The sequence below is a fragment of the Dactylosporangium sp. NPDC049742 genome (assembly GCF_040674675.1).
GTDB classification, from domain to species: domain Bacteria; phylum Actinomycetota; class Actinomycetes; order Mycobacteriales; family Micromonosporaceae; genus Dactylosporangium; species Dactylosporangium maewongense.
In genome coordinates, this window is the sequence record NZ_JBFANF010000015.1 from 97,363 (window position 1) to 118,935 (window position 21,573).

Annotated in this window: 16 protein-coding genes and 2 pseudogenes; 5 read left to right on the forward strand and 13 right to left on the reverse strand. The window is 74.1% G+C overall.

The window, feature by feature from the left end; translation table 11 throughout:
• Positions 1–3 precede the first annotated feature (3 nt).
• Positions 4–147 (forward strand): annotated as a pseudogene (locus AB0J72_RS20615) (MbtH family NRPS accessory protein); the annotation flags it as partial.
• A gap of 346 nt (positions 148–493) precedes the next feature.
• On the opposite strand, the gene AB0J72_RS20620 reads toward AB0J72_RS20615, so the two are convergent.
• A complete protein-coding gene (locus AB0J72_RS20620; protein WP_363400945.1) occupies positions 494–2,407 on the reverse strand; it encodes a DUF4118 domain-containing protein in 1,914 nt (637 codons plus the stop codon).
• 181 nt (positions 2,408–2,588) lie between these two features.
• Entirely contained in the window at positions 2,589–4,184 is a 1,596-nt protein-coding gene (locus AB0J72_RS20625; protein WP_363400947.1) for a histidine kinase, read from the reverse strand.
• Positions 4,185–4,356: 172 nt separating this feature from the next.
• Between AB0J72_RS20625 and AB0J72_RS20630 the strand changes: the two genes are divergently transcribed.
• From AB0J72_RS20630 to AB0J72_RS20640, 3 genes are all read left to right on the forward strand, one after another.
• Positions 4,357–5,346: an aldehyde reductase gene (locus AB0J72_RS20630; RefSeq protein WP_363400949.1), complete on the forward strand. Its 990-nt coding sequence runs from the start codon at positions 4,357–4,359 to the stop codon at positions 5,344–5,346.
• Between the two features lie 73 nt (positions 5,347–5,419).
• Positions 5,420–5,866 (forward strand): DUF6325 family protein, encoded by a 447-nt coding sequence (locus tag AB0J72_RS20635; protein ID WP_363400951.1) that lies wholly within the window; start codon positions 5,420–5,422, stop codon positions 5,864–5,866.
• 10 nt (positions 5,867–5,876) lie between these two features.
• Entirely contained in the window at positions 5,877–6,131 is a 255-nt protein-coding gene (locus tag AB0J72_RS20640; protein WP_363400953.1) for an SHOCT domain-containing protein, read from the forward strand.
• A 10-nt stretch (positions 6,132–6,141) separates the two neighbouring features.
• On the opposite strand, the gene AB0J72_RS20645 is transcribed toward AB0J72_RS20640, so the two are convergent.
• The 9 genes and pseudogenes from AB0J72_RS20645 to AB0J72_RS20685 form a co-directional block, all read right to left on the reverse strand.
• Positions 6,142–7,923 (reverse strand): glycoside hydrolase family 15 protein, encoded by a 1,782-nt coding sequence (locus AB0J72_RS20645; protein WP_363400955.1) that lies wholly within the window; start codon positions 7,921–7,923, stop codon positions 6,142–6,144.
• Position 7,924: 1 nt separating this feature from the next.
• On the reverse strand, positions 7,925–9,628 hold the full coding sequence (ctaD, locus tag AB0J72_RS20650) for a cytochrome c oxidase subunit I (RefSeq protein ID WP_363400957.1): 1,704 nt from the start codon (positions 9,626–9,628) through the stop codon (positions 7,925–7,927).
• Complete coding sequence (locus AB0J72_RS20655) at positions 9,621–11,153, reverse strand: cytochrome bc complex cytochrome b subunit (protein ID WP_363400959.1); 1,533 nt, start codon at positions 11,151–11,153, stop codon at positions 9,621–9,623. The genes ctaD and AB0J72_RS20655 overlap by 8 nt, the downstream gene beginning before the upstream one ends.
• Complete coding sequence (locus AB0J72_RS20660) at positions 11,150–11,569, reverse strand: cytochrome c oxidase subunit 4 (protein ID WP_363400961.1); 420 nt, start codon at positions 11,567–11,569, stop codon at positions 11,150–11,152. The genes AB0J72_RS20655 and AB0J72_RS20660 overlap by 4 nt, the downstream gene beginning before the upstream one ends.
• Positions 11,559–12,146 (reverse strand): vitamin K epoxide reductase family protein, encoded by a 588-nt coding sequence (locus AB0J72_RS20665; RefSeq protein ID WP_363400963.1) that lies wholly within the window; start codon positions 12,144–12,146, stop codon positions 11,559–11,561. The genes AB0J72_RS20660 and AB0J72_RS20665 overlap by 11 nt, the downstream gene beginning before the upstream one ends.
• Positions 12,147–12,317: 171 nt before the next feature.
• A pseudogene (locus tag AB0J72_RS20670) lies at positions 12,318–12,995 on the reverse strand (SDR family oxidoreductase); the annotation flags it as partial.
• Positions 12,996–13,083: 88 nt separating this feature from the next.
• Positions 13,084–13,719 carry an NADPH-dependent F420 reductase gene (locus AB0J72_RS20675; protein WP_363400965.1) on the reverse strand — a complete coding sequence of 212 codons (636 nt, stop codon included), beginning with the start codon at positions 13,717–13,719 and terminating at the stop codon, positions 13,084–13,086.
• 425 nt (positions 13,720–14,144) lie between these two features.
• Complete coding sequence (locus AB0J72_RS20680; RefSeq protein WP_363400967.1) at positions 14,145–14,807, reverse strand: response regulator transcription factor; 663 nt, start codon at positions 14,805–14,807, stop codon at positions 14,145–14,147.
• Positions 14,804–15,955, reverse strand: a complete 1,152-nt coding sequence (locus AB0J72_RS20685) for a histidine kinase (RefSeq protein WP_363400969.1) — start codon at positions 15,953–15,955, stop codon at positions 14,804–14,806. The genes AB0J72_RS20680 and AB0J72_RS20685 overlap by 4 nt, the downstream gene beginning before the upstream one ends.
• 232 nt (positions 15,956–16,187) lie before the next feature.
• Between AB0J72_RS20685 and AB0J72_RS20690 the strand changes: the two genes are divergently transcribed.
• Entirely contained in the window at positions 16,188–16,874 is a 687-nt protein-coding gene (locus tag AB0J72_RS20690) for a hypothetical protein (RefSeq protein WP_363400971.1), read from the forward strand.
• Between the two features lie 109 nt (positions 16,875–16,983).
• Here AB0J72_RS20690 and AB0J72_RS20695 read toward each other — a convergent pair whose 3' ends face one another.
• Positions 16,984–17,394, reverse strand: a complete 411-nt coding sequence (locus tag AB0J72_RS20695) for a hypothetical protein (RefSeq protein ID WP_363400973.1) — start codon at positions 17,392–17,394, stop codon at positions 16,984–16,986.
• A gap of 87 nt (positions 17,395–17,481) precedes the next feature.
• Positions 17,482–21,495 (reverse strand): BTAD domain-containing putative transcriptional regulator, encoded by a 4,014-nt coding sequence (locus AB0J72_RS20700; RefSeq protein WP_363400975.1) that lies wholly within the window; start codon positions 21,493–21,495, stop codon positions 17,482–17,484.
• Positions 21,496–21,573: the final 78 nt, after the last annotated feature.

Sequence of the window (21,573 nt, forward strand, 5' to 3'; positions counted from 1 at the left end):
CCCATGGACCACCGCGTCGTGATGAACGCCGACGAGCAGTACTCGGTCTGGCCCGTGGCCGACGACCTGCCGGCCGGCTGGGTCGCCGAGGGCCACCACGGCACCCGGGACGAGTGCCTCGACCACGTCGAACGGGTCTGGACCGACCAGACCCCGGCCCGCACCCGGATCCGCGCCTGGCTGGCCGGCGCCGTCTCGCAGGCCTGCGACGACCGGCTCACCCCGGACGAGGTCGCCACGGCCGGCTGCTCGCTGGTCGCCATGGGCGTGTCGTCGCTGGCGATCATCCGCCTGGTCGACGCCATCGAGACGGAGTACGGCGTGGCCGCCGACTTCAACCAGCACGCCCTGGAGGACCTGGACACCCTGACCGACTTCGTCGCGGCCGAACGCCTCCGGCACCGGGCGGCCCGCTGACCGTCCGCCGGACCACCGGCCCGCGCGCACTTCAGCCGGCGGCGCCCATCGGGAGCGTCCGCCGGCCCGCGCGCACTCAGCCGGCGGCGACCATCGGGAACGACTCCGCGACGGCGTGCGGGTCCGGCTGGGCGAGCGGGATCTCCGCGGTCAGGGTCGTCCCCTGCCCTGGCGGGCTGACGACGCCGAACCGGCCCCCCAGCGCCTCGATGCGGTCGCGCAGGCCGACGAGCCCCGTGCCGCAGTCCGGGTCGGCCCCGCCGGCACCGTCGTCGTGGACCGACAGCCAGATGAACTGCTCGTCCGCGCCCACCGTGACGTAGGCGACCGGCGCCTGCGCGTGCTTGGCGACGTTGGTCAGCGCCTCCGAGACCACGTAGTACACGGCCACCTCCACCCGCTCGGGAAGCCGGCCCGGCACCTGCATCCGCAGCTCGACCGGCACGACGCTGCGCCGGGCCAGCGTGCGCAGCATCGGGCAGATCCCGCCCTGGGTCAGCAGCGCCGGGTGGATGCCGCGGGCGAGGTCGGTCATGGACTCGTGGATCTCGGTGAGGTTCCTGACGGTGTCGGACAGCAGCCGCCGCGCCGCCGGCACGTCGCCCGCCGCCGACTCCTCCGCCATGCGCAGCCGCAGGGCGAGGGCGACGATGCGCTGCTGCGGCCCGTCGTGCAGGTCGCGTTCGATGCGCCGCCGGGCGTCGTCCGCCGCGGCGACCAGCCTGCCGCGGGACGCGACGAGCCGGGCGCGGTTCTCGGTGTTCGCGATGGCGGTGGCGACGAGCTCGGTGAAGGCGAGCAGGCGGTTCTCCGCGTCGGCCGGCACCGGCCCCGGCTTGTGGGACAGGACCAGCGTGACCCCCCAGAGCTCACCGTCGACGATGATCGGCACGCCGAGGCCGCGGTGGACGCCGCGGGCCCGGAGCTCCTCGGCGATCGGCCCGCTGGCGGTGTCGTAGTCGATCTGTGCCGTGCGGCGGGTGCGGAGGATCGTGCTGACGATGTTCTCGCCCTCGATGGACAGGCTCGGCTGGTAGGGCAGCACCCGCCCGCCCTCGTCCCGCTCCGAGACCGCCCTGACGGAACGGTCCGACTCGTACCGGAGCAGCGCGGTGTGAAACCCCCGGAACAGGCGGTGCAGCTCGGCCGTCACCGCCGCGAACACCGTGTCGGGCGGCCCGCCCGCGGCGACCATCGTGGCCACCCGCCGCAGCGCCGCCTGCTCCGACAGCAGGGCCTGGGTCGCCCGCTGGCTGGCCCGCAGGGTACCGACGAGCTCCTGGCGCTTCACGGCGGTGCTGACGACCTCCTCCAGCGAGGGGCCGATCCGTTCGCGGATGCGCTCCAGCGTCGCCGGCGGGGTGTCGGCCGGGACGACGAGCCACACCGGGCTGCGCTTCCCGTCGCCCAGCCCGAGCACGGTCGCGCCGGCGACCTTCGCCGGATCCGGTGCGTCGCCGACCTCGATCGACACGCGGGAGAGGCCGAACCCGGCCGCGAGACACCGCTCCCCGGACCGCAGCGCCGACGGTAAGTCGTCCGCGCCGAGGACGCAGCGGGCGACGTGGGCGGCGACGTCCGCCTCGGCCGCCAGTTGCCGCGCCTCCATCGCGCGCGCCCGGGCGAGGTCGGCCAGCCCGCCGCTGGCCAGTGCCACGATCCCGAAGACCACGGCCCGCTGGAGGTCCTGCGCCGCGGTCAGGTGCAGGCCGCCCGGCGGCACGTGGACGAAGTTGAACACCAGCGTGCTGGCCACCGCCACACCGACGCCGAGCCGGACGCCCCACACGATGGTCAGCGCCACCACGCCGAGGATGTAGATGACGGCGGTCGGCGACCTCTGCGGTTCAGCGGCGTGCAGCAGCCCGAGCACGGCCGTCTCGGCCACGATGACCACCACGGCGACGAGGACGCCGACGAGGAGCGGCGGCGGCGTGTCCGGCAGCAACCACGCCGTGAGCCGGCGCCGAACACTGCTGGTCACCGTCATGCGGCCTCCCGGTCGGCGAGGGCGTGGCTGCGGGACTGGGCCGCGTCCGTACCGGTCCGGCATGCACACGTCCGACCGTTCGCCTTCCTGACGACCGTCAACACCACCCGATGCGGGTGACATCTCACCCGCGGCACGTGAGGTACGGCCGCGCTCGTTCCTACCCACGATCCGGGCCCGGTCACGGTTCGCCGAGCGGGAAATCGGCCTGCAGGCGGGTGCCCCGGCCGGCGGGGCTCTCGACGGTCAGCGTGCCGCCCAGCGCCTCGACCCGGTCGATCAGCCCGATGAGACCGGTGCCCCCCTTCGGGTCCGCGCCGCCGGTGCCGTCGTCGTTCACCGTCACGTGCAGGTAGCCACCCTGCGCGCACACGACGACGTGGACGAGCGTCGCCTCGGCGTACTTGACGGCGTTCGTCAGCGCCTCCGCCACCACGTAGTACGCCCCGACCTCGATCGGCTCCGGCTGCCGGCCGTCCACGTGCATCTCCAGGTCCACCGGGACGGCGCAGCGGCGGGCCAGCCCCTTGAGCGCGGGTCGCAGGCCACCCTGCACGAGGATCGCCGGGTGTACGCCGCGGGAGAGCTCCCGCACGTCGTCGACGGCGCCGTTCAGCCCGTCCACGACCGCGGACAGGTCCTGGCGCAGTTCCGCCAGGTCCGGCGGCACCGTCATCTCGACCCGGCGCACCTCCAGCCCCAGCGAGATGAGCCGCTGCTGCACGCCGTCGTGCAGGTCGCGTTCGAGCCGCCGGCGGGTCTCGTCGGCGGCGAGCACGAGCCGGGTCCGCGACGCGACGAGGTTGGCGCTCTCCACGAGCACCACCCCCTGCCGGATGATCAGCAGCACGATGACCAGGGTCTCGGCGACGATCTCGGTGCCGTCCATCACGACGCCCCGGGCGAGCTGCACCATCACCAGCACACCCGTGCCGACGACCGGCACGTACGGCAGCATCATGTGGCCCCAGCGGGCCCGCGGGCGCACCGGCCAATGCGGCATCTCCCGGACGGGCGTCAGCGCGGCGACCGCGATGAGCGCGTGCCCGGCGACGAACCCGGAGTTGGCCAGCGGCGACATGCTCTCCACGCCCCCGGTCACCGCATACGCGAACACGCTGTCCGACAACGACAGCGCGAACAGTCCGGCGGCGAGGATGATCAGCTGCGCCCGGTTCGGCGCGGCCGCCGTCGTGGCGAGCAGCAGGACGATCATGATGGTCAGCAGCAGGTCGGTGACCGGGTAGGCGATCGCGACCGAGTACGCGAGCGTGGTGGCCGCACCGGCCTGCACCACCGCCCCGAGCGTGGTGGCCCAGGTGAGCACGAACAGCGCACCCACGACGATGAGCCCGTCGAGCGCCATCACCAGGCTCCCCCGGCGGCGCCACGTGGCGGCCTGTGCGGGCTGTTCGGCGGCCAGGGTGTAGACCGCCAGGAGCGCGAACACCGGCAGCGTGAGGTACCCGGCGTCCGCGAGCGACGGGCTCGGCAGCACGTCGCCGTTGATCAGCCGGTACCAGGACCAGAGGAACTGCCCGATCATCCAGCCGCACGTCGCGGCGCCCATCCACACCCGCCACCACCGCTGACCGCCGGACTGCCGACGGGCGGTGATCCAGCAGACGAGGGTCGCCGCGAGCGCCGCGGAGAACTGCCCCGCGTCGTCGAGGAGCCCCGACCACCGCGGGGACAGCAGCCCCGAACTCGCCAGACCGACGACGGCAACCACCGACACAGCGGCGACGAGGAGCGAGGTCGACCAGGGTCTGCGCAACAAGGGGATGATCCTGACCAGAGGCGATCAGAACGACATTCGCTTTACGCTACCGCCCCCGCGTCGCCGTCCGCCGCGCATCGACCCGGCGCGCACGCCGCAGCCGTCCGGCCGGCCCCTGCCGCCACCCCGGATATCACCCGTGCCGGGCCGAGGCCGGGCCGGAAGGCCGGTGACCGGCGGATCGGGCTACATCGGCAGCTGGTGCACGCTGGCGCTGCTGCACGCCGGGCACTCGGTGCGCACCACGGTGCACGACCCGGCCCGCGAGCCCCAGGCGCGCGAGATGCTGCGCAACGGCGGCGCGGACCCCGGCGCCGACGTCCGCTTCGTGCGCGCCGACCTGCGGCGGGACGAGGGCTGGCGGGAGGCGGCGGCCGGCTGCGACGCGGTGCTGCACGTCGCGTCGCCGACGCTGACCCAGGTGCCGCGCGACGCGGACGAGATGGTCCGCCCGGCCGTCGACGGCACGCTGCGGGTGCTGCGCGCGGCCCGTGACGCGGGCGTCCGGCGGGTGGTGATGACCTCCGCGATCGGCGCGATCGCCTACGGCCACCCGCCACGCGACACCCCGTTCACCGAGCAGGACTGGACGGACCTGGGCGGCGGGATCGAGCCGTACCAGCGGTCCAAGACCCTCGCCGAGCGCGCGGCCTGGGACTTCGTGGCCGGCGAGGGCGACGGGATCGAGCTGGCCACCGTCAACCCCACGGGCGTGCTCGGCCCGGACTACTCACCGTCGCTCGGCCTCATCTCCCGCATGCTCGACGGGTCGATGCCGGCGCTGCTGAAGTTCGCCTCCGGCTACGTCGACGTCCGCGACGTCGCGTCGCTGCACGTGCTCGCCATGACCGAGCCGGCCGCCGCGGGCGAGCGGTTCATCGCGACCGCCGGCCACAGCCTCTGGCAACGGGACATCGCCGCCGTCCTGCGCACGCGGCTCGGCGAGCGGGCTGCCAAGGTGCCGACCCGCGAGATGCCGCTGCCGGTCGCGCGCGCCCTGACCCTGGTCAACCCGCAGCTGCGGGCGCTGCGCCGGCTGCTGGGCCGCGATCTCGGCGCGACGTCGGCCAAGGCCGAGCGCCTGCTCGGCTGGAAGCCCCGCCCGATCGAGGACACCATCGTCGAGACGGCCGAGAGCCTGCTCGCCCTTCCCAGATGACGGAAACCCCGCCCCGGCCGGTCATCCGGCGTGGGCGAGGGCGGCGCCCGGCGCGCGGCGGCATGGTTTCTGCATGCGGGATCTCGATGACATGGGTCCGGTCGACTACCTGGTGGTGGAGTTCCCCGACGGCCGGGTGACCGGCGAGGGGCTGCCGCTGCTCGTCGACCTCGTCGAACGCGGCATCATCAGGATTCTCGACCTCGTCTTCGTCAGGAAGCGCGGCGACGGCACGGTCGAAGGGCTGGAACTGACCGACGTCGACCACGACGGCAAGCTGGACCTGCTGATGTTCGAGGGCGTCACCACCGGGCTGGTCGACGCCGAAGACCTCGCCGACGCCGCCGACGTGCTCAACCAGGGCAGCGTGGCGGCCATTCTCGTGTACGAGAACCGGTGGGCCGCGCCACTGGCCACAACGCTGCGCCGGGGCGGTGGCCAGCTCGTCGCCGGCGGACGGATCCCCGTGCAGGCACTGCTCGCGGCCGTCGAGCGCGTCGACACCGAAGTCAGCCGATAGGAGGCCGACCATGCCAGGACTGCTTCGCGGCATCGCCCGCACCACCGTGGTCGCCGGCACCGCGACCGCCGTGTCCAACCGGGTCTCCCGGCGCCAGGCCGGCCGGTGGGCGGCGCAGGACCAGCAACAGGCCGCCGCCTACGCTGCCGGGGACGACACGTCCGACCGGCTCGCGCAGCTCCAGCAGCTCGGCGCGCTCAAGGCGCAGGGCGTGCTGACCGAGGCCGAGTTCGAGCAGCAGAAGGCCCGGATCCTCAGCAGCTGACGACTCCTCTTCAGCCCGTCGGATCGGGCAGCGTCGCGGCGGTCTCCAGGAGCAGGGCGTGCACGAACGCCTGGGGCAGGTTGCCGCGCAGCTGCCGCTGCCGGACGTCGTACTCCTCCGCGTAAAGGCCCGGCGGGCCGCAGGCCGCGCGGTTGCGTTCGAACCAGCGGGCGGCGGCGACCGGGTTGCCGGCCTGCTGCTCGGCCAGGGCCATGCCGTAGCCGCACAGCAGGAAGGCGCCCTCCGCACCGCCGAGCGGCCGGTCGTCGGCCCGGAACCGGTACACGTAACCGTCTTCGGTGAGCTCGGCCCGCACAGCGGCGAGCGTGGCGGCGGTGCGGGGATCGCCGGGCGGCACGGCGCCACGGATCCCCGGGAACAGCAGGGCGGCGTCGACGCGCGGGTCGTCCGGCGCGCGCTGCCAACGGCCGGTCGGGTGCAGGCAGGTCGCCTGCGTGTCGGCCAGGATGGCCCCGGCCAGGTCGCGCCAGCGCGTGGCCGTGGGTCCGGTGACCGCGCCGGCCGCGCGCAGGAGCCCGGCGACGCAGGTGAGCCGGGAATGGGTCCAGGGCCGCGGATGCAGCTCCCAGATGCCGGCGTCCGGATCGCGCCACCGCCGGGCGATGGTGTCGGCGGCCAGGTGCAGGGCCCGGCGGCCGTCGGCGTCGAGCCGGTCCCGGCGGGCCGCCACGGTCAGCAGCAGCAGCGCCTCGCCGAACGCGTCGAGCTGAAACTGCCCGTTGACCCAGTTGCCGGTGCGCACCGGCGCCCCCGGGTAGCCGGGCAGGAAGCCGAGGTCCTGTTCGTCCGGCACCGGCTGGCCCGACCCCGCCACGTAGGCGGGCGCCAGCGCCGGCCCGTCGGTCAGCAGGTGCTGCGAGACGAAGCGCACGGCCGCGTCGAGCAGGCCGTCGGCACCCGCCGCGGCGGCGGCGTGCCCGGCGTAGGACTGGTCGCGGATCCAGGCGTAGCGGTAGTCGTAGTTGCGGCCGGCCTCGGCCCGCTCCGGCAGCGAGGTCGTGGCGGCGGCGACCATGCCGCCCTCCGGGGTGGTCAGCCCGTGCAGGACCGCGCGGGCGTGCCGGGCGTCCCGGCCGGAGAAGCCGTTCACCGTGGCGGGCACGGCCGCCTGCCAGGCCGCCGCCGTGGCGGGCCACCGCTCGTCCGGATCGGGCGCCGGCCCGGTGAACGGCCGGGTCGACAGCTGCAGCGTGAGGTCGTGGTGGCCGCCGGGCGGCAGGCGCAGCTCGCCGTGCAGGACGCCGGAGGCGTCCGGCTGCGCCTGCGGGGCGCCGTGCCAGCGCACGTACAGGTCGCCGGCGCGCCCGGTCCACCCGTGCTCGTCGCGGGTGAGGTCGCGCAGCGGCTGCCGGCCGAACCCGGCGCTCACGTCCAGCAGCAGCCGCACCACCGCGTCGCCGCGGACCGCCGCCACCCGCCGCAGCAGGGTCAGGGTGTGCGGCTCGCCGGGCAGGGCGAGGGCCTCGCGGCTGTGGACGATCGCGTCGGTGGTGATCCAGCGGCTGGTCCAGATCAGGGTGCCCGGCTCGTAGAACCCGCCCCACACGAACCGGTCGTCGGCCGGGGCGACCACGTAGCCGCCCGGGCCGCCGAGGAGGCTGGTGAAGACGGCGTCCGACTCCCAGGCCGGGGCGCACAGCCAGGCCACGTCGCCGCGCGGGCCGATGAGCGCGCCGCGGCGGCCGTCGGCCAGCAGGGCGTACTGCCGCAGCACCTGCGGCGCGGAGACGCCGGCGGCGCGGCCCGGCGGGGCACCGTGGGCGGCGGTCATGTCATGCCTCCTTGCCGGACGGGTCCGGGCTGCCGTGGTCCCGGCCGGCGTGCTCGCCGTGCACGGCGTCGAACACCGGGCGGACGGAACGGATGCGCGGCAGGCTCTTGAAGTTGTGCCGCGGCGGCGGGCAGGTGGTGGCCCACTCGAGGGAGTTGGTGTAGCCCCACGGGTCGTTGCCCTCGACGCGGCGGCCGAACCGGTAGGAGGACCACAGGTTGTACAGCAGCGGCAGCATCGACAGCCCCAGGATGAGCGCGCCGACGCTGGAGATGGTGTTGTAGACCGTGAAGCCGTCGGTGGGCAGGTAGTCGGCGTAGCGGCGGGGCATGCCGCGGGTGCCGAGCCAGTGCTGGACCAGGAACGTGGTGTGGAACCCGACGAACGTCAGCCAGAAGTGCGCCTTGCCGAGGCGCTCCCCGAGCATCCGGCCGGTGATCTTGGGGAACCAGAAGTAGACGCCGGCGAACGCGGCGAAGACGATCGTGCCGAACAGCACGTAGTGCATGTGGGCGACGACGAAGTACGTGTCGGAGACGTGGAAGTCCATCGGCGGCGAGGCGAGCAGCACCCCGGAGAGGCCGCCGAAGAGGAACGTCACCAGGAAGCCCAGCGACCACAGCATCGGCGTCTGGAACGTCAGCTGGCCGTGCCACATGCTGCCGATCCAGTTGAAGAACTTCACGCCGGTGGGCACGGCGATCAGGTACGACACGAACGAGAAGAACGGCAGCAGCACCTGCCCGGTGACGAACATGTGGTGCGCCCACACGCTCATGGACAGCACGGCGATCGCGATGGTGGCGCCGACGAGACCCTTGTAGCCGAAGACCGGCCGGCGGGAGAAGACCGGCAGGATCTCGGTGATGATGCCGAAGAACGGCAGGGCGACGATGTACACCTCCGGATGGCCGAAGAACCAGAAGAGGTGCTGCCACAGCATCGCCCCGCCGTGCGCCGGGTCGTAGACATGCGCGCCGAACTTGCGGTCCGCCTCGAGCGCGAGCAGGGCCGCGGTGAGCACGGGGAACGCCATGAGCACCATCAGCGCGGTGATGAAGATGTTCCACGTCAGGATCGGCATCCGGAACATCGTCATCCCGGGCGCCCGCAGCGTGATGACGGTCGTGATCATGTTGACCGCGCCGATCACCGTGCCGACGCCGGCCACCACCAGGCCCATCGTCCACAGGTCGCCGCCCACGCCGGGCGAGTGCACGTGGCTGTTGAGCGGCGAATAGGCGAACCAGCCGAAGTCCGCGGCGCCGCCCGGGGTGGCGAAGCCGGCGACGGTGACGATGCCGCCGGTCAGGTACAGCCAGTACGCGAGGGCGTTGAGCCGCGGGAACGCGACGTCGGCGGCGCCGATCTGCAGCGGGACCAGGAAGTTGCCGAACCCGAACAGCAGCGGGGTGGCGAACAGCAGCAGCATGATCGTGCCGTGCATGGTGAACAGCTGGTTGTACTGCTCCGGCGACAGAAACTGCAGGCCGGGCCGGGCCAGCTCGGCCCGCATCAGCAGCGCCAGCACCCCGCCGATCGCGAAGAAGCCGAACGACGTCACGAGGTACATGACCCCGATCTGCTTCGCGTCGGTGGTCGCCAGCGCCTGCACGACCCGCGACCCGGGCACGGTGCGGCGCAGCGGCCCGGGCAGCCTCGGGGTGTGCACCGGGTCGATCGGCAGCACCGAACGGTCACTCATCGGCGGACCTCTCCAGCTCCCGCTCGGCGGACCTCTCCAGCTCCCGCTGGGCGGCCCCGACGCGTTGCATGCGCTTCGGCACCACCCAGCCGGCGTACGGCAGCGGCAGCTGGTCGGCGGCGGCGAGCGGCTGCTCGATCTCGCGGTACTCCCCGTCCGGGGTGCGGATGACCACGCCGGTCTCCATCCCGTGGGCGAGCCGCTTGCGGTCCTGCTGCTGGAACCCCAGGCAGAGCCGGCGGGTGACCGCGAAGGCGAGCGCCGGCAGCAGCAGGGCGCCGATGCGCCCGGCCCAGACCAGCGCGTTGAGGCTGAGCTGGAACTTGTCGGCGATGAGGTCGTTGGCGGCCGACACGGTCAGCACCAGGTAGAAGGTGCCGGCCATGGCGGCGACCGCGGTACGGGTCGGCGCGTCACGGGGACGCTGCAGCAGGTTGTGGTACTCCTCGCCGCGGTGCCGCCACGCATAGCCGAACGGGTAGCCGATGGCGAGCATGGTCAGCACCCCGGGCAGCACGACGCCGGGCCAGAAGACCGGCGACAGGGTGTAGCCGAACGCCCGGACCTCCCACGGCGGCATGAGCCGCAGCGCGCCGTCGAGGAACATGACGTACCAGTCGGGCTGGCTCGCCGAGGACACCACGGCGGCCTCGTACGGGCCGAACAGCCACACCGGGTTGATCTGCACCAGCCCGCCGAGCGCGGCGACGGCGGCGAACACGATGAGCGCCAGCCCGGTGGAGCGGCCGGCGAACCCGGGCACCATCCGCTCGCCGACGACGTTCGCGCCGCTGTGCAGCACCCGCGGCCACTGCGTGTGCTTCTGCTTGACGATCAGGCCCAGGTGCACGCTGATGAGCGCGACGAGCGCCCCGGGGACCAGCAGGACGTGGACGATGTACAGGCGGCCGACGATGACCTCGCCGGGGAACTCGCCGCCGAACAGCGAGGTGGACGCCCAGGTGCCGATGACCGGCAGCGACTCCACGATCGAGGCGGCGATGCGCAGGCCCGTGCCGGACAGGCCGTCGTCGGGCAGCGAGTAGCCGGCGAAGCCCTCGACGAAACCGAGCCAGAACATGACGATGCCGATGACCCAGTTCGCCTCGCGCGGTTTGCGGAAGGCGCCGGTCAGGAAGATCCGGGCCATGTGCACGACGATCGCCGCCATGAACAGGTTCGCCGACCAGTGGTGCATCTGCCGCAGCAGCAGCCCGCCGCGGATGTCGAAGGTGATGCGCAGCGTCGAGTCGTAGGCGGCCGACATGGGCATCCCGCGCAGCGGCACGTAGGAGCCGTCGTAGGTGACCTGCCGCATCGACGGGTCGAAGAACAGCGCCAGCATGACCCCGGTCAGCACCAGCATCACGAACGAATACAGCGCCAGCTCGCCGAGCATGAACGACCAGTGGTCCGGGAAGACCTTGTTCACCGCCCGGCGCAGCGGCGTGGCGGCCTGGAACCGCTCGTCCACCGCCCGGGCCGCCCGGGTGGCCCGGGGCGGCCGGCGCGGCCGGCGGCTCACCGCGACTCCGGGGCGCCGGCGTAGAACTCGAGCACCAGACCGGTCGTGGCCAGCAGCGCGCCGATCGTGGCGGTGCCGGCCAGCCACCACTGGCTCAGCGCGATGCCGACCGCTCCGGCGGCCACCGCGACGGCGATGCCGAACGGCCAGAACCCGGGCGGCGCGAAGAAGCCGACCGGGCCGGCACCGTCGGCGATCTCGGCGTCGGGCCGGTCCTCCGGGCGCGGCGGGATGCGCCGGGCGACCAGCCAGAAGTAGCTGCCGCAGATCAGGCTCAGCACGCCGGACAGGCCCAGCACGATGCCGCCGGTCAGCTCCGGGTGGGCGGCACCGCTGCCGGTCCACCACAGGTACACGACCGACGCGGTCAGCAGGAACCCGGCGATCACCCCGAACACCTTGAACTCAGTGCGCACCCACGACTCCTCCGCGCAGCGCCGCCACCCAGGGCCGCCCGTACCGGCGGGCGCGGCGCAGCTGCCGCCGCACCGCGACCACCTCGTCGGCGACGAGCAGGGCGACGCTCACCGAAATCCCCGCCGTGACCAGGCACAGCGTGCAGAACGCGCCGACCACGAAGGCCTGCATCGCCACCAGGAACAGCGCGGCCACCGCCATGCCGCCGGCGACCAGCCCGAGCAGCACCACCAGCCACGGCCGCCGCCACCACCTCGTCGTGCCGCCCGACAGCTCGAGCACGAACTCGGCCGCGAACGCCGCGGCGCCGAGCGCGGCGTCGTGCACCGGCAGCGCCCGGGAGAAGCCGGACTCCAGCACGCGGATGCTGCCGTCGCCGAACCACGGCTCCCACACCGCCGGCACCAGGCCGTACTGGAAGAACGCCAGCCGCAGCGAGATCAGCATCCCGGCGCAGGCGAGCACGGCCACGGCCACGCGTCGCGGCCACGCCGACGGCCCGTCGAGCGCGCGCCGCCACCACCACGGCGTCGACGCGCGGCGGTGGAGCAGGCCGGCGTTCGCGCCGGGAGCCATGCGGTGCCTCCTTGTGTCCTTGTGTCCTTGTGTCCTTGCGTCCTTGCGTCCTTGCGTCCTTGCGTCCTTGCGTCCTTGCGTCCTTGCGCCAGGCCCGTCTTGTGTCTTTGTGTGTCAGGCCCGTCTTGGGTCTTTGTGTGTCAGGCCCGTCTTGGGTCAGGCCCGGCGGCGGGCCAGCCAGACGGCGGCGCGGGCGGCGATCTCCGGCTGGTAGATCGGCGGGACCGGCTTCGGGTGGCGGCGCAGGCGCGACAGCACCCAGTCGAACTGCGGCGTGTTGACTGCCGGCAGCTGCACCATCGTGACGCGGACGCGGCTGCGGTCGTGCAGCAGCTCGCAGCGGACGGACTCGGTGAAGCCCTGAATGGCGTGCTTGGCGCCGCAGTAGACGCTCTGCAGCGGGATGCCGCGGTACGCCAGCGCCGACCCGACCTGCACCACGGCGCCCCGGTCGCGGGGCAGCATCTGCCGCAACGCGGCGCGGGTACCGTTGACGTACCCCAGGTAGGCGACCTCGGTCGCGCGCCGGAACTCGTCCGCGGCGACGTCGACGAAGGGCGCGAACACCGACGAGAACGCCACGTTGACCCACACGCCGAGCTCGTCCTCGACCCGGTCCGCGGCCGCCTGCACAGCGTCGTTGTCGGCGACGTCGACCTCGACCGGCAGGGCGCGGCCCCCGGCGGCGAGGACGTCCTGCTCGGCGCCGGCCAGCCCGTCCTCGCCGCGGGCCAGCAGCGCGACCGCGTCGCCGCGGGCCGCGAACGCCCGGGCGGACGCCCGGCCGACTCCCCCGCTCGCCCCGGTCACCGCGACCACGCGCTGACCGTCCCGTGTCGCCATCCCCACCGTCCTCCTTCCCACCCGCCACCCGCCGTCCAGGCAGGTGCAGCCAGGCCCCCCGCTACCCATGCGGACCTCGGCTAACCAGCCAGATTCAGGCGGCCTCGACGCCGATGCGGGCGCGCAGTTCGTCGGCCTCCAGATCCGCGGTGTAGACCTCCGTCCCGGGCTGGTACTTGCGACCGCCCTCGACGAGCGGCCCGGCGTCGACCGGTTCGAAGCCGATCTCTTCAACGAGGTCGAGGACCCGCCACTTGGCGTCCGGGTCGTCACCGGAGACCGGAATGCCGTACCGGAAGTTCGACCCGGCCGAGTGGCCGTAGTCGCGCAGGTGGTCCCAGCGCATCGCGTTGAACGCCTTGACCACGTGCGACCCGGCGAGGTGCCGCTGCATCAGCTCGCTGCTGGTCACGTCGCCGCGCTCCAGCTCCGCGTCGTGCCCGTCCCGTTCAGGGACGTAATTGGTCGCGTCGACCACCGTCCTGCCGGCCAGCGCATCGGCGGGCAGGTCCTCGAACTGGCAGAACGGCACGGCGACGATCACGACGTCGCCGTAGCGGGCCGCCTCCTCGACGGTGACGGCGTGTGCGTGACGGCCGAGCTGATGCTCGAGGTCGAGCAGGCTGTCCGGCCCCTGGGAGTTCGCGATGGCGACGTCATTGCCGGCCGTCACGTACAGGTGAGCCAGCGTGGAGCCAACCTTGCCGGCGCCGATCACACCGATCTTCATACCTGCCGCCTACCCGCTGCCGTCCCGTTCACGCGACAGACCGTCACGGGAGGTCGGACCGCCCGCAGATGTCAGTCAGCCTGGTGTCACATCGCACTGGCGCGGATCGCCACTATCTCCGCTGCCGACTGACCGGCGCTCGTACCGCGGATCACACCAACCCCGGCGACGCCCGACACACGATCGTCCCCCGGATTCCCCGTCGGAAGGCCAGCGGCGTCCTGCGGCAACGATCCCATCGATGCGAACTACCGACCCGATCGACCTGGAACGCAGGGTCCTGCTGCTGCCCGGACGGACGGCCTGCTGCCCGGACGGACGGCCAGTCAAACCGATGCCGCCGCCTCGCCAGACGCCCGTCAACCAGCCCCAGAGCCGGGACCGCCGACCCGTCCACCGACGTCGTCGCCGGGGCGGGCGGCCCGTCAGCCGGTGTGGTCGCCGGGGCGGATCAGGCCGCTCTCGTACGCGAACGCGATCGCCTGGGGACGGTCGCGCAGGCCGAGCTTGTCCAGCGCCCGGCCGAGGTGCGTCTTCACGGTCGTCTCGCCGAGGAAGAGCCGCGCGGCGATCTCGGCGTTGGACAGGCCCCGGCCGACCAGCGCCAGCACCTCCGCCTCGCGCCCCGTGAGCCGGTCCAGGGCCGGGGCGCGGACCGGCGCCTGCGGTGCGCGCGCGTAGCCGCCGATCACCCGGGGCACCACCGCCGGGTCGATCAGCCCACGCCCGGCGGCGACCTCCCGCAGCGCGTCGAGCAACTGCTCGGGCGGCGACACCTTGAGCAGGAACCCCGCGACGCCCGCACGCAGCGCACCGTCCAGCAGCACCTCCTCGTCGAACGTGGTCAGCACGAGCACCTTGACCCCGGGATGCCCCTCGGCGATCGCCCGCGCCGCGCCGATGCCGTCGAGCCCCGGCATGCGGGCGTCCATGAGGACCACGTCGGGGCTGAGCACGGCGACGGCCTGGACCGCCTCGTGACCGTCTGCGGCCTCCCCGACGACCTCGAGGTCGGGTTCGTCGGAGATGAGCATGCGCAGGCCGGCCCGCACGATCGCCTCGTCGTCCGCCAGCAGCACCCGGATCATCGCGTCTCCTCGCCCAGCGGAAAGCGTGCGTACACCTCGAAACCGCCATCGGCGCGGGGCCCGGTCCGCAGCTCGCCGTCGAACATCGCGACCCGCTCCCGCATGCCGACCAGCCCGTGCCCGCCGCCCGGGGACGGGCCCGGCGCGGCGCCGCCCCGCCCGTCGTCGGCGACGCGGAGGCTGACGGCCGCCGGCTCGTACGTCACGACCACCGTGGCGGACCCGGCCTCGGCATGCCGCAGCGTGTTGGTGAGCGCCTCCTGCGTGACGCGATAGGCGGAGACGTCCAGCGCCACCGGCAGTGGTACAGGCTCCCCCTCGACCCGCAGCGTGACGTCCAGCCCCGCGGAACGGACATGACCGACCAGGTCCTCGAGCCGGCGCAGCGACGGTGGCGGGGCGAGGCCGTCGCTGTCGTCGGGGCGCAGCAGCCCGACCACCCGCCGCAGCTCCGTCACCGAACGCCGCCCGAGCTGCTCGACCTGGACCAGCACGTCACGCTCGGCGGGACGGTCGCCCAGCCGGCGGCGCACCACGCCGACCTGCATCGTCATGACGCTGACCGTGTGCGCCACCGCGTCGTGCAGCTCGCGGGAGATGCGGGCCCGCTCCTCGTCGACGGCCGCACGGGCCCGGTTCTCGCGCTCCGCGTCGAGCTGGGCGGCCAGCATCGCGAGCTGCCGGGACCGCGCCTGCTCGCGGCGCAGCAACGTCCCGAGCCCCCAGGCGGCGCCGATCAGCGTGCCGAAGAACACGAACTCCCACGCGCCCTCGCCGCTCCAGACGAGCAGGGCGGACGGCACCACCGCGGCGGCGACCGACGCGACGAGCGCCCGGCGCGGCGGGCTGCGGAACGTGGCATGGACGACGAGCACCAGCTCCGCGATGAGCTGGGCGCCGCCGACCCCCGGTCCCCCGAGCAGGATCGCGTAGGGGAACGACAGCATCGCCACGGTCATCGCGGTGACCGGGAACCACGCGGCGAGCGGGAAGCACAGCGCCAGCACCACGACCGTCGCGACCGCGGCCAGGCGGGTGTCCGTGGCCCGCGGGTCGCCGAAGGCCTCGACGAGCGCGAGGGCGGCGAACAACACGCCGGCGACCCCGCCGACGACCAGCCACTGCCGCTGACTCCGTGGAACGCGCACCGGGGCCTCCTCTCGCCACCGACGGTATCGAGCGCGCGGCCACGAAGGCATCAGATCCAGGGACGACATCGCCGGCCCGGGGGTCCTCCCCGGGTAGGACCCCCGGGCCCGCCGGTCGCCCCGAGGTCGCAGCCGGAGCGGCCCCGCACGCCGATCCGCCGGGCGTCGCACCGCCATAGCGTTTGCATCACGCCGAACACCGGCGCTTGCAACCCCGAGAGGATTCAATGCGATGTCCGATAACGTCACCACCACCAGCAACACGCCGGCCCCGCTGCGCCGGCTCGCCGGCGGCGCCCTCGTCCTGGCCCCGTTCCTCATGTTCGGCGGCATGCTCACCTCGCCGCCGCAGGCCGACGACTCCTCCGCGGCGTACCTCAGCTCCCTCGCCGACGACTACGCCCTGTCCGTCCTGTCGGCGAACCTCCTCCACTACGCCTGGGTGCTCATCGCGCTCGGCGTGCCGGCGACGCTGACCCTGCTGCGCGGCCGCCGCGGCCGGACCCTCACCGCCGTCGGGGTCGCCCTGACGACGTTCGGCGCGATCCAGATGTCGGGCATGCTGCTGTCGGACTGGTTCACCGGCGCGATGCCCGGCGCGGTCCCGCTCGCCGACGCGGTCAAGGTGTTCGACACCGTGGCCGCCGACCCCTCGATGGTCCTGTGGCGCCTCACCGGCGTCGTCGGCGGCGTGGTCATGCTCCCGCTGCTCCTGGCCGGCCTGGCCCGCGCCGGCGTGGTCGGCTGGTGGACCGTGCCGGTGATCCTCGTGCCGTTCATCGCCGCCGCCATGCTGCCCGCCGTCGTCGGCGCCGTGGTCGCCCTGGCCTGCTACGCCCCGCTCATGCTCCTCGGCGCCCGCCTGGTCCGCCGCACGTCCCCCGACGTCGTCCAGGCCGAGGCCCTCGCGACGGCCTGACCCCCGTGCCCACCACGCAGCGGTGGACGGCGATTCGCCGTCCACCGCCGGCCAGCTTGCGGTAGAACCACGTCGTGCCGGAGACATGGAACAGTCGCCGGCCGATCGCTCAGGGCCGGAGCCGCCACACCGCCACCCAGAACCCGGCCGCGACGACCGGCAGGACGATCGGGAGCGGGCCGGGGGCGGGGCCGCCGGTCTCGCGCACCTTGGTGCACGGGTCCGACGCCGAGTAGTGCAGCCGGGAGGTCCCGCCGGCGTGCACGTCGCGTGGCTTCGGGTTGGAGCCGGAGTCCACCCGGGTCGAGCAGACCCGCCCGGCCGCGTCGAACCGGACGTCGTAGACCCGGCGGCCGGAGGAGATGTTCCGGACGCCGACCACCTCGGCATCGACCACGCCGCCCCGCGCCTCGTCGATGGCGACCCACCCGGAGAGAAGGCCGACGAACGTGAGGACGACGGCACCGACCAGGAGCCAGGCGCGCAGGCGGCGCCGGTTCCGGCGGTTCGGGATGTACATGCCGCCTCCTCCGACCGTGGAGCGTGGACCGTTCCGGACATTGTCCGGTTCCGGCCAGGTGATCCACCCGCCGGATTCCGCGTCGCGCTACAGCCAGCCGCGTTTCGCCGCGGCGGCGCCGGCCTGGAAGCGGCTGTCCGCGCCGAGCACCTTGAGGATCGCGCCGACGTGGCGGCGTACGGTCCGGACGGCGGTGCCGGTGCGGTGTGCGATGGCCTCGTCGGTGAGGCCGGCGGCCAGCAGGCGGAGCACCCTGCGCTGGGCGCCGGTGAGCTCGGTGTCGTCCGCGCCGCCGCCGACCACGGTGCTGCCGGGGTCGTGCCACAGCAGGTCGAACCACTCGGCAAGCAGTTCGAGCAGGGGGCCCGAGTGGATGTGCAGCGCGCCGGCCGTGCCGGTCCCGTCGATGGTCACCAGGGCGACAGTGTCGTCGACGTGCATCATCTTCACCGGCATGTGTTTGCGTACCTTGGCCTGCTCGCCGGCCTGCACGGACTGCTCGACGCTGTACGCGCCCCAGGGGTCCGACACGTGGATCGCGTCGTAGATCATGCGGAACTCGACCCCCGCGGCGACGGCGTCCGCCGGTGGGAGCAGCACCCCGTGCGTGGGGGCGCCGTCGACGAACTGGCCGTTCAGCGTCGCCCGGAGGAGGCGTTTCGGTGACCGGTACAGCCCCGACGCGAGCCGCGCGACCTCGGGATAGTCGCGGATGACGCGGACGTTGTCGTCGTCGATCGGGCTGTCGGCCAGGCCGGCCGTCGGCGACATCATGCTGGCGAACTGCTCCCAGGCCGTGCCCAGCTGCCGCTGCAGCACCGCCAGCTTGCGATGCTGGCGGTCGAGCAGCCGGCGCAGCGCGATGGAGGGGTGCACCGTACGGGCGAACCGGGCGTCGCCGCTGCCGGTGATGTTGATGACCCCGGCGTCCAACAGCTCCCGCCCCGGGCCCTCGTCGAGGTCCAGCATGCCCGGCCGGTGACCGACGGGCAGCTGGGACGCCGCCAGGAGCCGGCCGAAGGCCGCGGCCGCCTCGTCGCTGACCATCCCGGACAGGAGCCCGGACCAGCCCTCGCCGGGTCCGGGATCGGGGCTGGACACCGCACGCGCCGCCGGTGGCCGCTCCCGGTCGGTACCGGGGATCCCGGCGAAGAACGGTGGCAGGCGCAGCACGGCGTCGCCGACGTCCAGCCCGGCGACGACCGAGCGCCATTGCCGGTGGTGGGCGGCGGCCGCGGCGTGGTCACCGGAGGCCGCCGAGACCCGTTCGAGGCGGGCCGACGTGCGGGCGATCTGCGGTGCCGCGCCGATGCGGCGCCAGATGTCCAGCGCCTGGCGCAGCGGGCCGGCCGCCTCCGCCCAGCGTCCCTCGGCGGCGGCCAGGTCACCCGTGGCACGCAACGTCTCGGCGAGGCCGTCGGGGCGTCCCGCCTGCTGGTGGCCGGCCAGCGCCCGGCTCAGCCTGGCCGCGGCCCCGGTCCACCGCCCCTGCCGGATGTCCGCGTCGGCGAGTGCCTGCTCGAGGTACGCCGTGCCCAGGTCGTCGCCCATCTCCTGGCTGGTCCGCAGCGCCGCGGCCAGCACCGGCTCCGCGTCGGCGGGCCGCCCGGCGTCGATGAGCGCCAGGCCGAGGTGGTACCGGACGAGGGCGAGCTGCAGCGACCGGCCCGCCACGCCGTCGACGGCGAGCGCCTCCTCCAGCAACGTCACGGCGGTGACGGCGTCGCCCGCCTCCCAGTTCGCGAAGCCCAGACCGTCGAGGGCGTCGCAGAGCGGCCAGTCGGCGACCGCCCGGGCGCGGGCCGCCGCCACCGCCTGCTCCAGCCAGTCGAACGCGTCGCCGAACCGCCCGAGGCGCACCGCGGCCATGCCGGCGTTGCGCAGCGACCGCACCTCGAGCTCCGGGTCACCGAGCCGGCGCGCCACGCTCAGCTGCTCGGCCGCGATGGTCGGCAGCTGGGAGTACTCGTCGCGGTGCAGGTGGGCGTCGTACAGCCCGCCGAGCAGGCGGGCGAGGAGCCGGTCCGATCCGAGCGAACGGACGCACGCCGTCGCCTGCTGGAGCGTGTGCTCCCAGTCGTCGGAGTAGGACCGGTTGCCGAGGAAACCCGACAGGCTCAGCGCGAGCCCGCCGGCGATGGCGGGCAGGCCCGATCGGCATGCCTGGTCGACCCCGGCGACCAGGCCGGCGCGCTCGGTCTCGAACCAGTCGAGCGGGCCGGCCCGCATGGCGCGGGCGCCGCTGCCGGGCGGCGGCGGGACCTCCAGCTCGGCTCCGCCCGCGTGGTGGCCGAGCAGCTCACCGGCCTCGGTGGCCAGCGCGAGCCAGCCGTTGAGCAGCCGCTCCAGCGCCTGGCTCCGCTCGGCCGGCGCCTCGTCGGACGTGCCGCGCTCGTGGGCGTACTCGGCGACCAGCTCGTTCAGCCGGTACCGCTCCTGCCCGGTCACGTCCCGGCCGAGCGGCTCCACCAGGTGGACGTCGGCGAGCTCGTCGAGCAGCGCGCGGGCCCGCTCGCCCGGCGCGTCGAGCAGCGCCTGGGCGACCCACTCCGGCCAGTCCGCCGTGCCGAGCAGGCCGGAGCGCACGAAGAGCTTCCGGGTGTCCGCCGGCAGCGCCTCGTAGCTCAGCGCGATCGTCGCCCGGACGTCGAGGTCGCCGACCGCCAGCTCGTCCAGCCGGCCGCGCTCCGCGGCCAGGCGCCGCCGCAGCTCGTCGAGGCCGGCGTCGGGCCGCAGCGCCAGCCGCGCGGCCACGATGCGCACGGCCAGCGGGAGCCCGCCGCACAGGCGCACGATCTCCTTCGCGGCCTGCGGCTCGGCGGCGATCCGCGCGTCGCCGACACCGCTGGCGAGGAGCTGGGTCGCGTCGGCGGCCCGCAGCGCCGGCACCAGGAAGCGGGCCGCGTTGAGCAGCGCTCCCAGCTGCCGCCGCGACGTCACCACGGCGGCGCCCGCCCCGGGCAGCAACGGCCGCACCTGGGCCTCGTCGGCGGCGTCGTCGAGCACCACCAGCATCCGGCCGCGCGCGAACTGGCTGCGGTACAGCGCGACGCGCTCGTCGGGGTCCCTGGGCAGGTCGGTGCCGTCGACGCCCAGCGCCCGCAGGAACCGCTCCAGGACCCGGTAGGGTTCCGCCGGCGTGTCCTGGCTGCCGCGGAGGTCGGCGTACAGCTGCCCGTCCGGGAACGCCCGCGCCAGCCGGTGACCGGCCGCCAGGGCCAGTCCGCTCTTGCCGACCCCGCCGGGCCCCACCAGCAGCACCACCGTGGAAGCCTCGGCGTCGTCGGAGAGCTGCCCGGCGATCTGGTCGAGCAGCGGGCCGCGACCCGTGAGCGCGGCCGCCCGGGGAAGCTGCCGCGGCACCGGCGGCCCGGCCGGCGCCGCCCCGCCCGCCTGGCGTCCCCACAGGATCTGCCGCTCCGTGTCGCGCAGCGACGGTCCGGGCTCCACCCCGATGTCGTCGACGAGACGCCGGTACGCGCGCCGGTAGACGGCGAGCGCGTCGGCGCGGCGGCCCACACCGGCCAGCGCCAGCATCTGCCCGCGGTAGAGCCGCTCGGCGTACGGGTTCTCGGCGATGAGCGGCTCGACCTCGCGCAGCACGGTGTCGTGGTCCTCGAGCGCCAGCGCGGCGTCCAGCTTCGCCTCGGCCGCGGCGAGCCGCTCCCGGTCCAGCGCCTCGCGGACCTCGCCGGAGTACGCGTCGGCGAGGTCGGCCAGCGCCGGGCCCCGCCACAGCGACAGCGCCTGGTCCAGCGCCGTCACGACGGTGGCGTGGTCGCCCGCCGCGGCGGCGGCACGGGCCCGCTCGGTGAGGCCACGGAACTCCGCGACGTCCAGGCGGTGCGGCCCCAGCCGCAGCAGGTATCCGGTCGGCCTGGTCTCGATGAGCGAGGTGTCGATGGCGCGGTACCGGCGTCGCAGCCCGCTGATGAGGTTGTGCAGCTGCGCCCTCGCGGATCCCGGCGGCTGCTCCCAGAGCCGGGCGATGAGCTCGTCGAGGGGGATCAGCCGCTCGGCGTTGATCAGCAACGTGGCGAGCACCAGCCGCTCCCGTCCGCTACCGCCGGGCAGGAGCCGCCCGGCGTCCCGGACTTCCATCGGTCCTAGCAGCGCAAACTCCACCGGCCATTGATATCAAACAGGACACCGGCCCTCTAACAAGCCGCTAACAAACGA

What these genes read in the sequence shown, in the direction of transcription:
- AB0J72_RS20680 (WP_363400967.1), bottom strand. Translation starts at nt 14,807, where the DNA reads ATGATCCGGGTGCTGCTGGCGGACGACGAGGCGATCGTGCGGGCCGGC.
- AB0J72_RS20675 (WP_363400965.1), bottom strand. Translation starts at nt 13,719, where the DNA reads ATGAAGATCGGTGTGATCGGCGCCGGCAAGGTTGGCTCCACGCTGGCT.
- AB0J72_RS20700 (WP_363400975.1), bottom strand. Translation starts at nt 21,495, where the DNA reads ATGGAAGTCCGGGACGCCGGGCGGCTCCTGCCCGGCGGTAGCGGACGG.
- AB0J72_RS20620 (WP_363400945.1), bottom strand. Translation starts at nt 2,407, where the DNA reads ATGACGGTGACCAGCAGTGTTCGGCGCCGGCTCACGGCGTGGTTGCTG.
- AB0J72_RS20635 (WP_363400951.1), top strand. Translation starts at nt 5,420, where the DNA reads ATGCGGGATCTCGATGACATGGGTCCGGTCGACTACCTGGTGGTGGAG.
- AB0J72_RS20695 (WP_363400973.1), bottom strand. Translation starts at nt 17,394, where the DNA reads ATGTACATCCCGAACCGCCGGAACCGGCGCCGCCTGCGCGCCTGGCTC.
- AB0J72_RS20690 (WP_363400971.1), top strand. Translation starts at nt 16,188, where the DNA reads ATGTCCGATAACGTCACCACCACCAGCAACACGCCGGCCCCGCTGCGC.
- ctaD (WP_363400957.1), bottom strand. Translation starts at nt 9,628, where the DNA reads ATGAGTGACCGTTCGGTGCTGCCGATCGACCCGGTGCACACCCCGAGG.
- AB0J72_RS20645 (WP_363400955.1), bottom strand. Translation starts at nt 7,923, where the DNA reads ATGACCGCCGCCCACGGTGCCCCGCCGGGCCGCGCCGCCGGCGTCTCC.
- AB0J72_RS20640 (WP_363400953.1), top strand. Translation starts at nt 5,877, where the DNA reads ATGCCAGGACTGCTTCGCGGCATCGCCCGCACCACCGTGGTCGCCGGC.
- AB0J72_RS20665 (WP_363400963.1), bottom strand. Translation starts at nt 12,146, where the DNA reads ATGGCTCCCGGCGCGAACGCCGGCCTGCTCCACCGCCGCGCGTCGACG.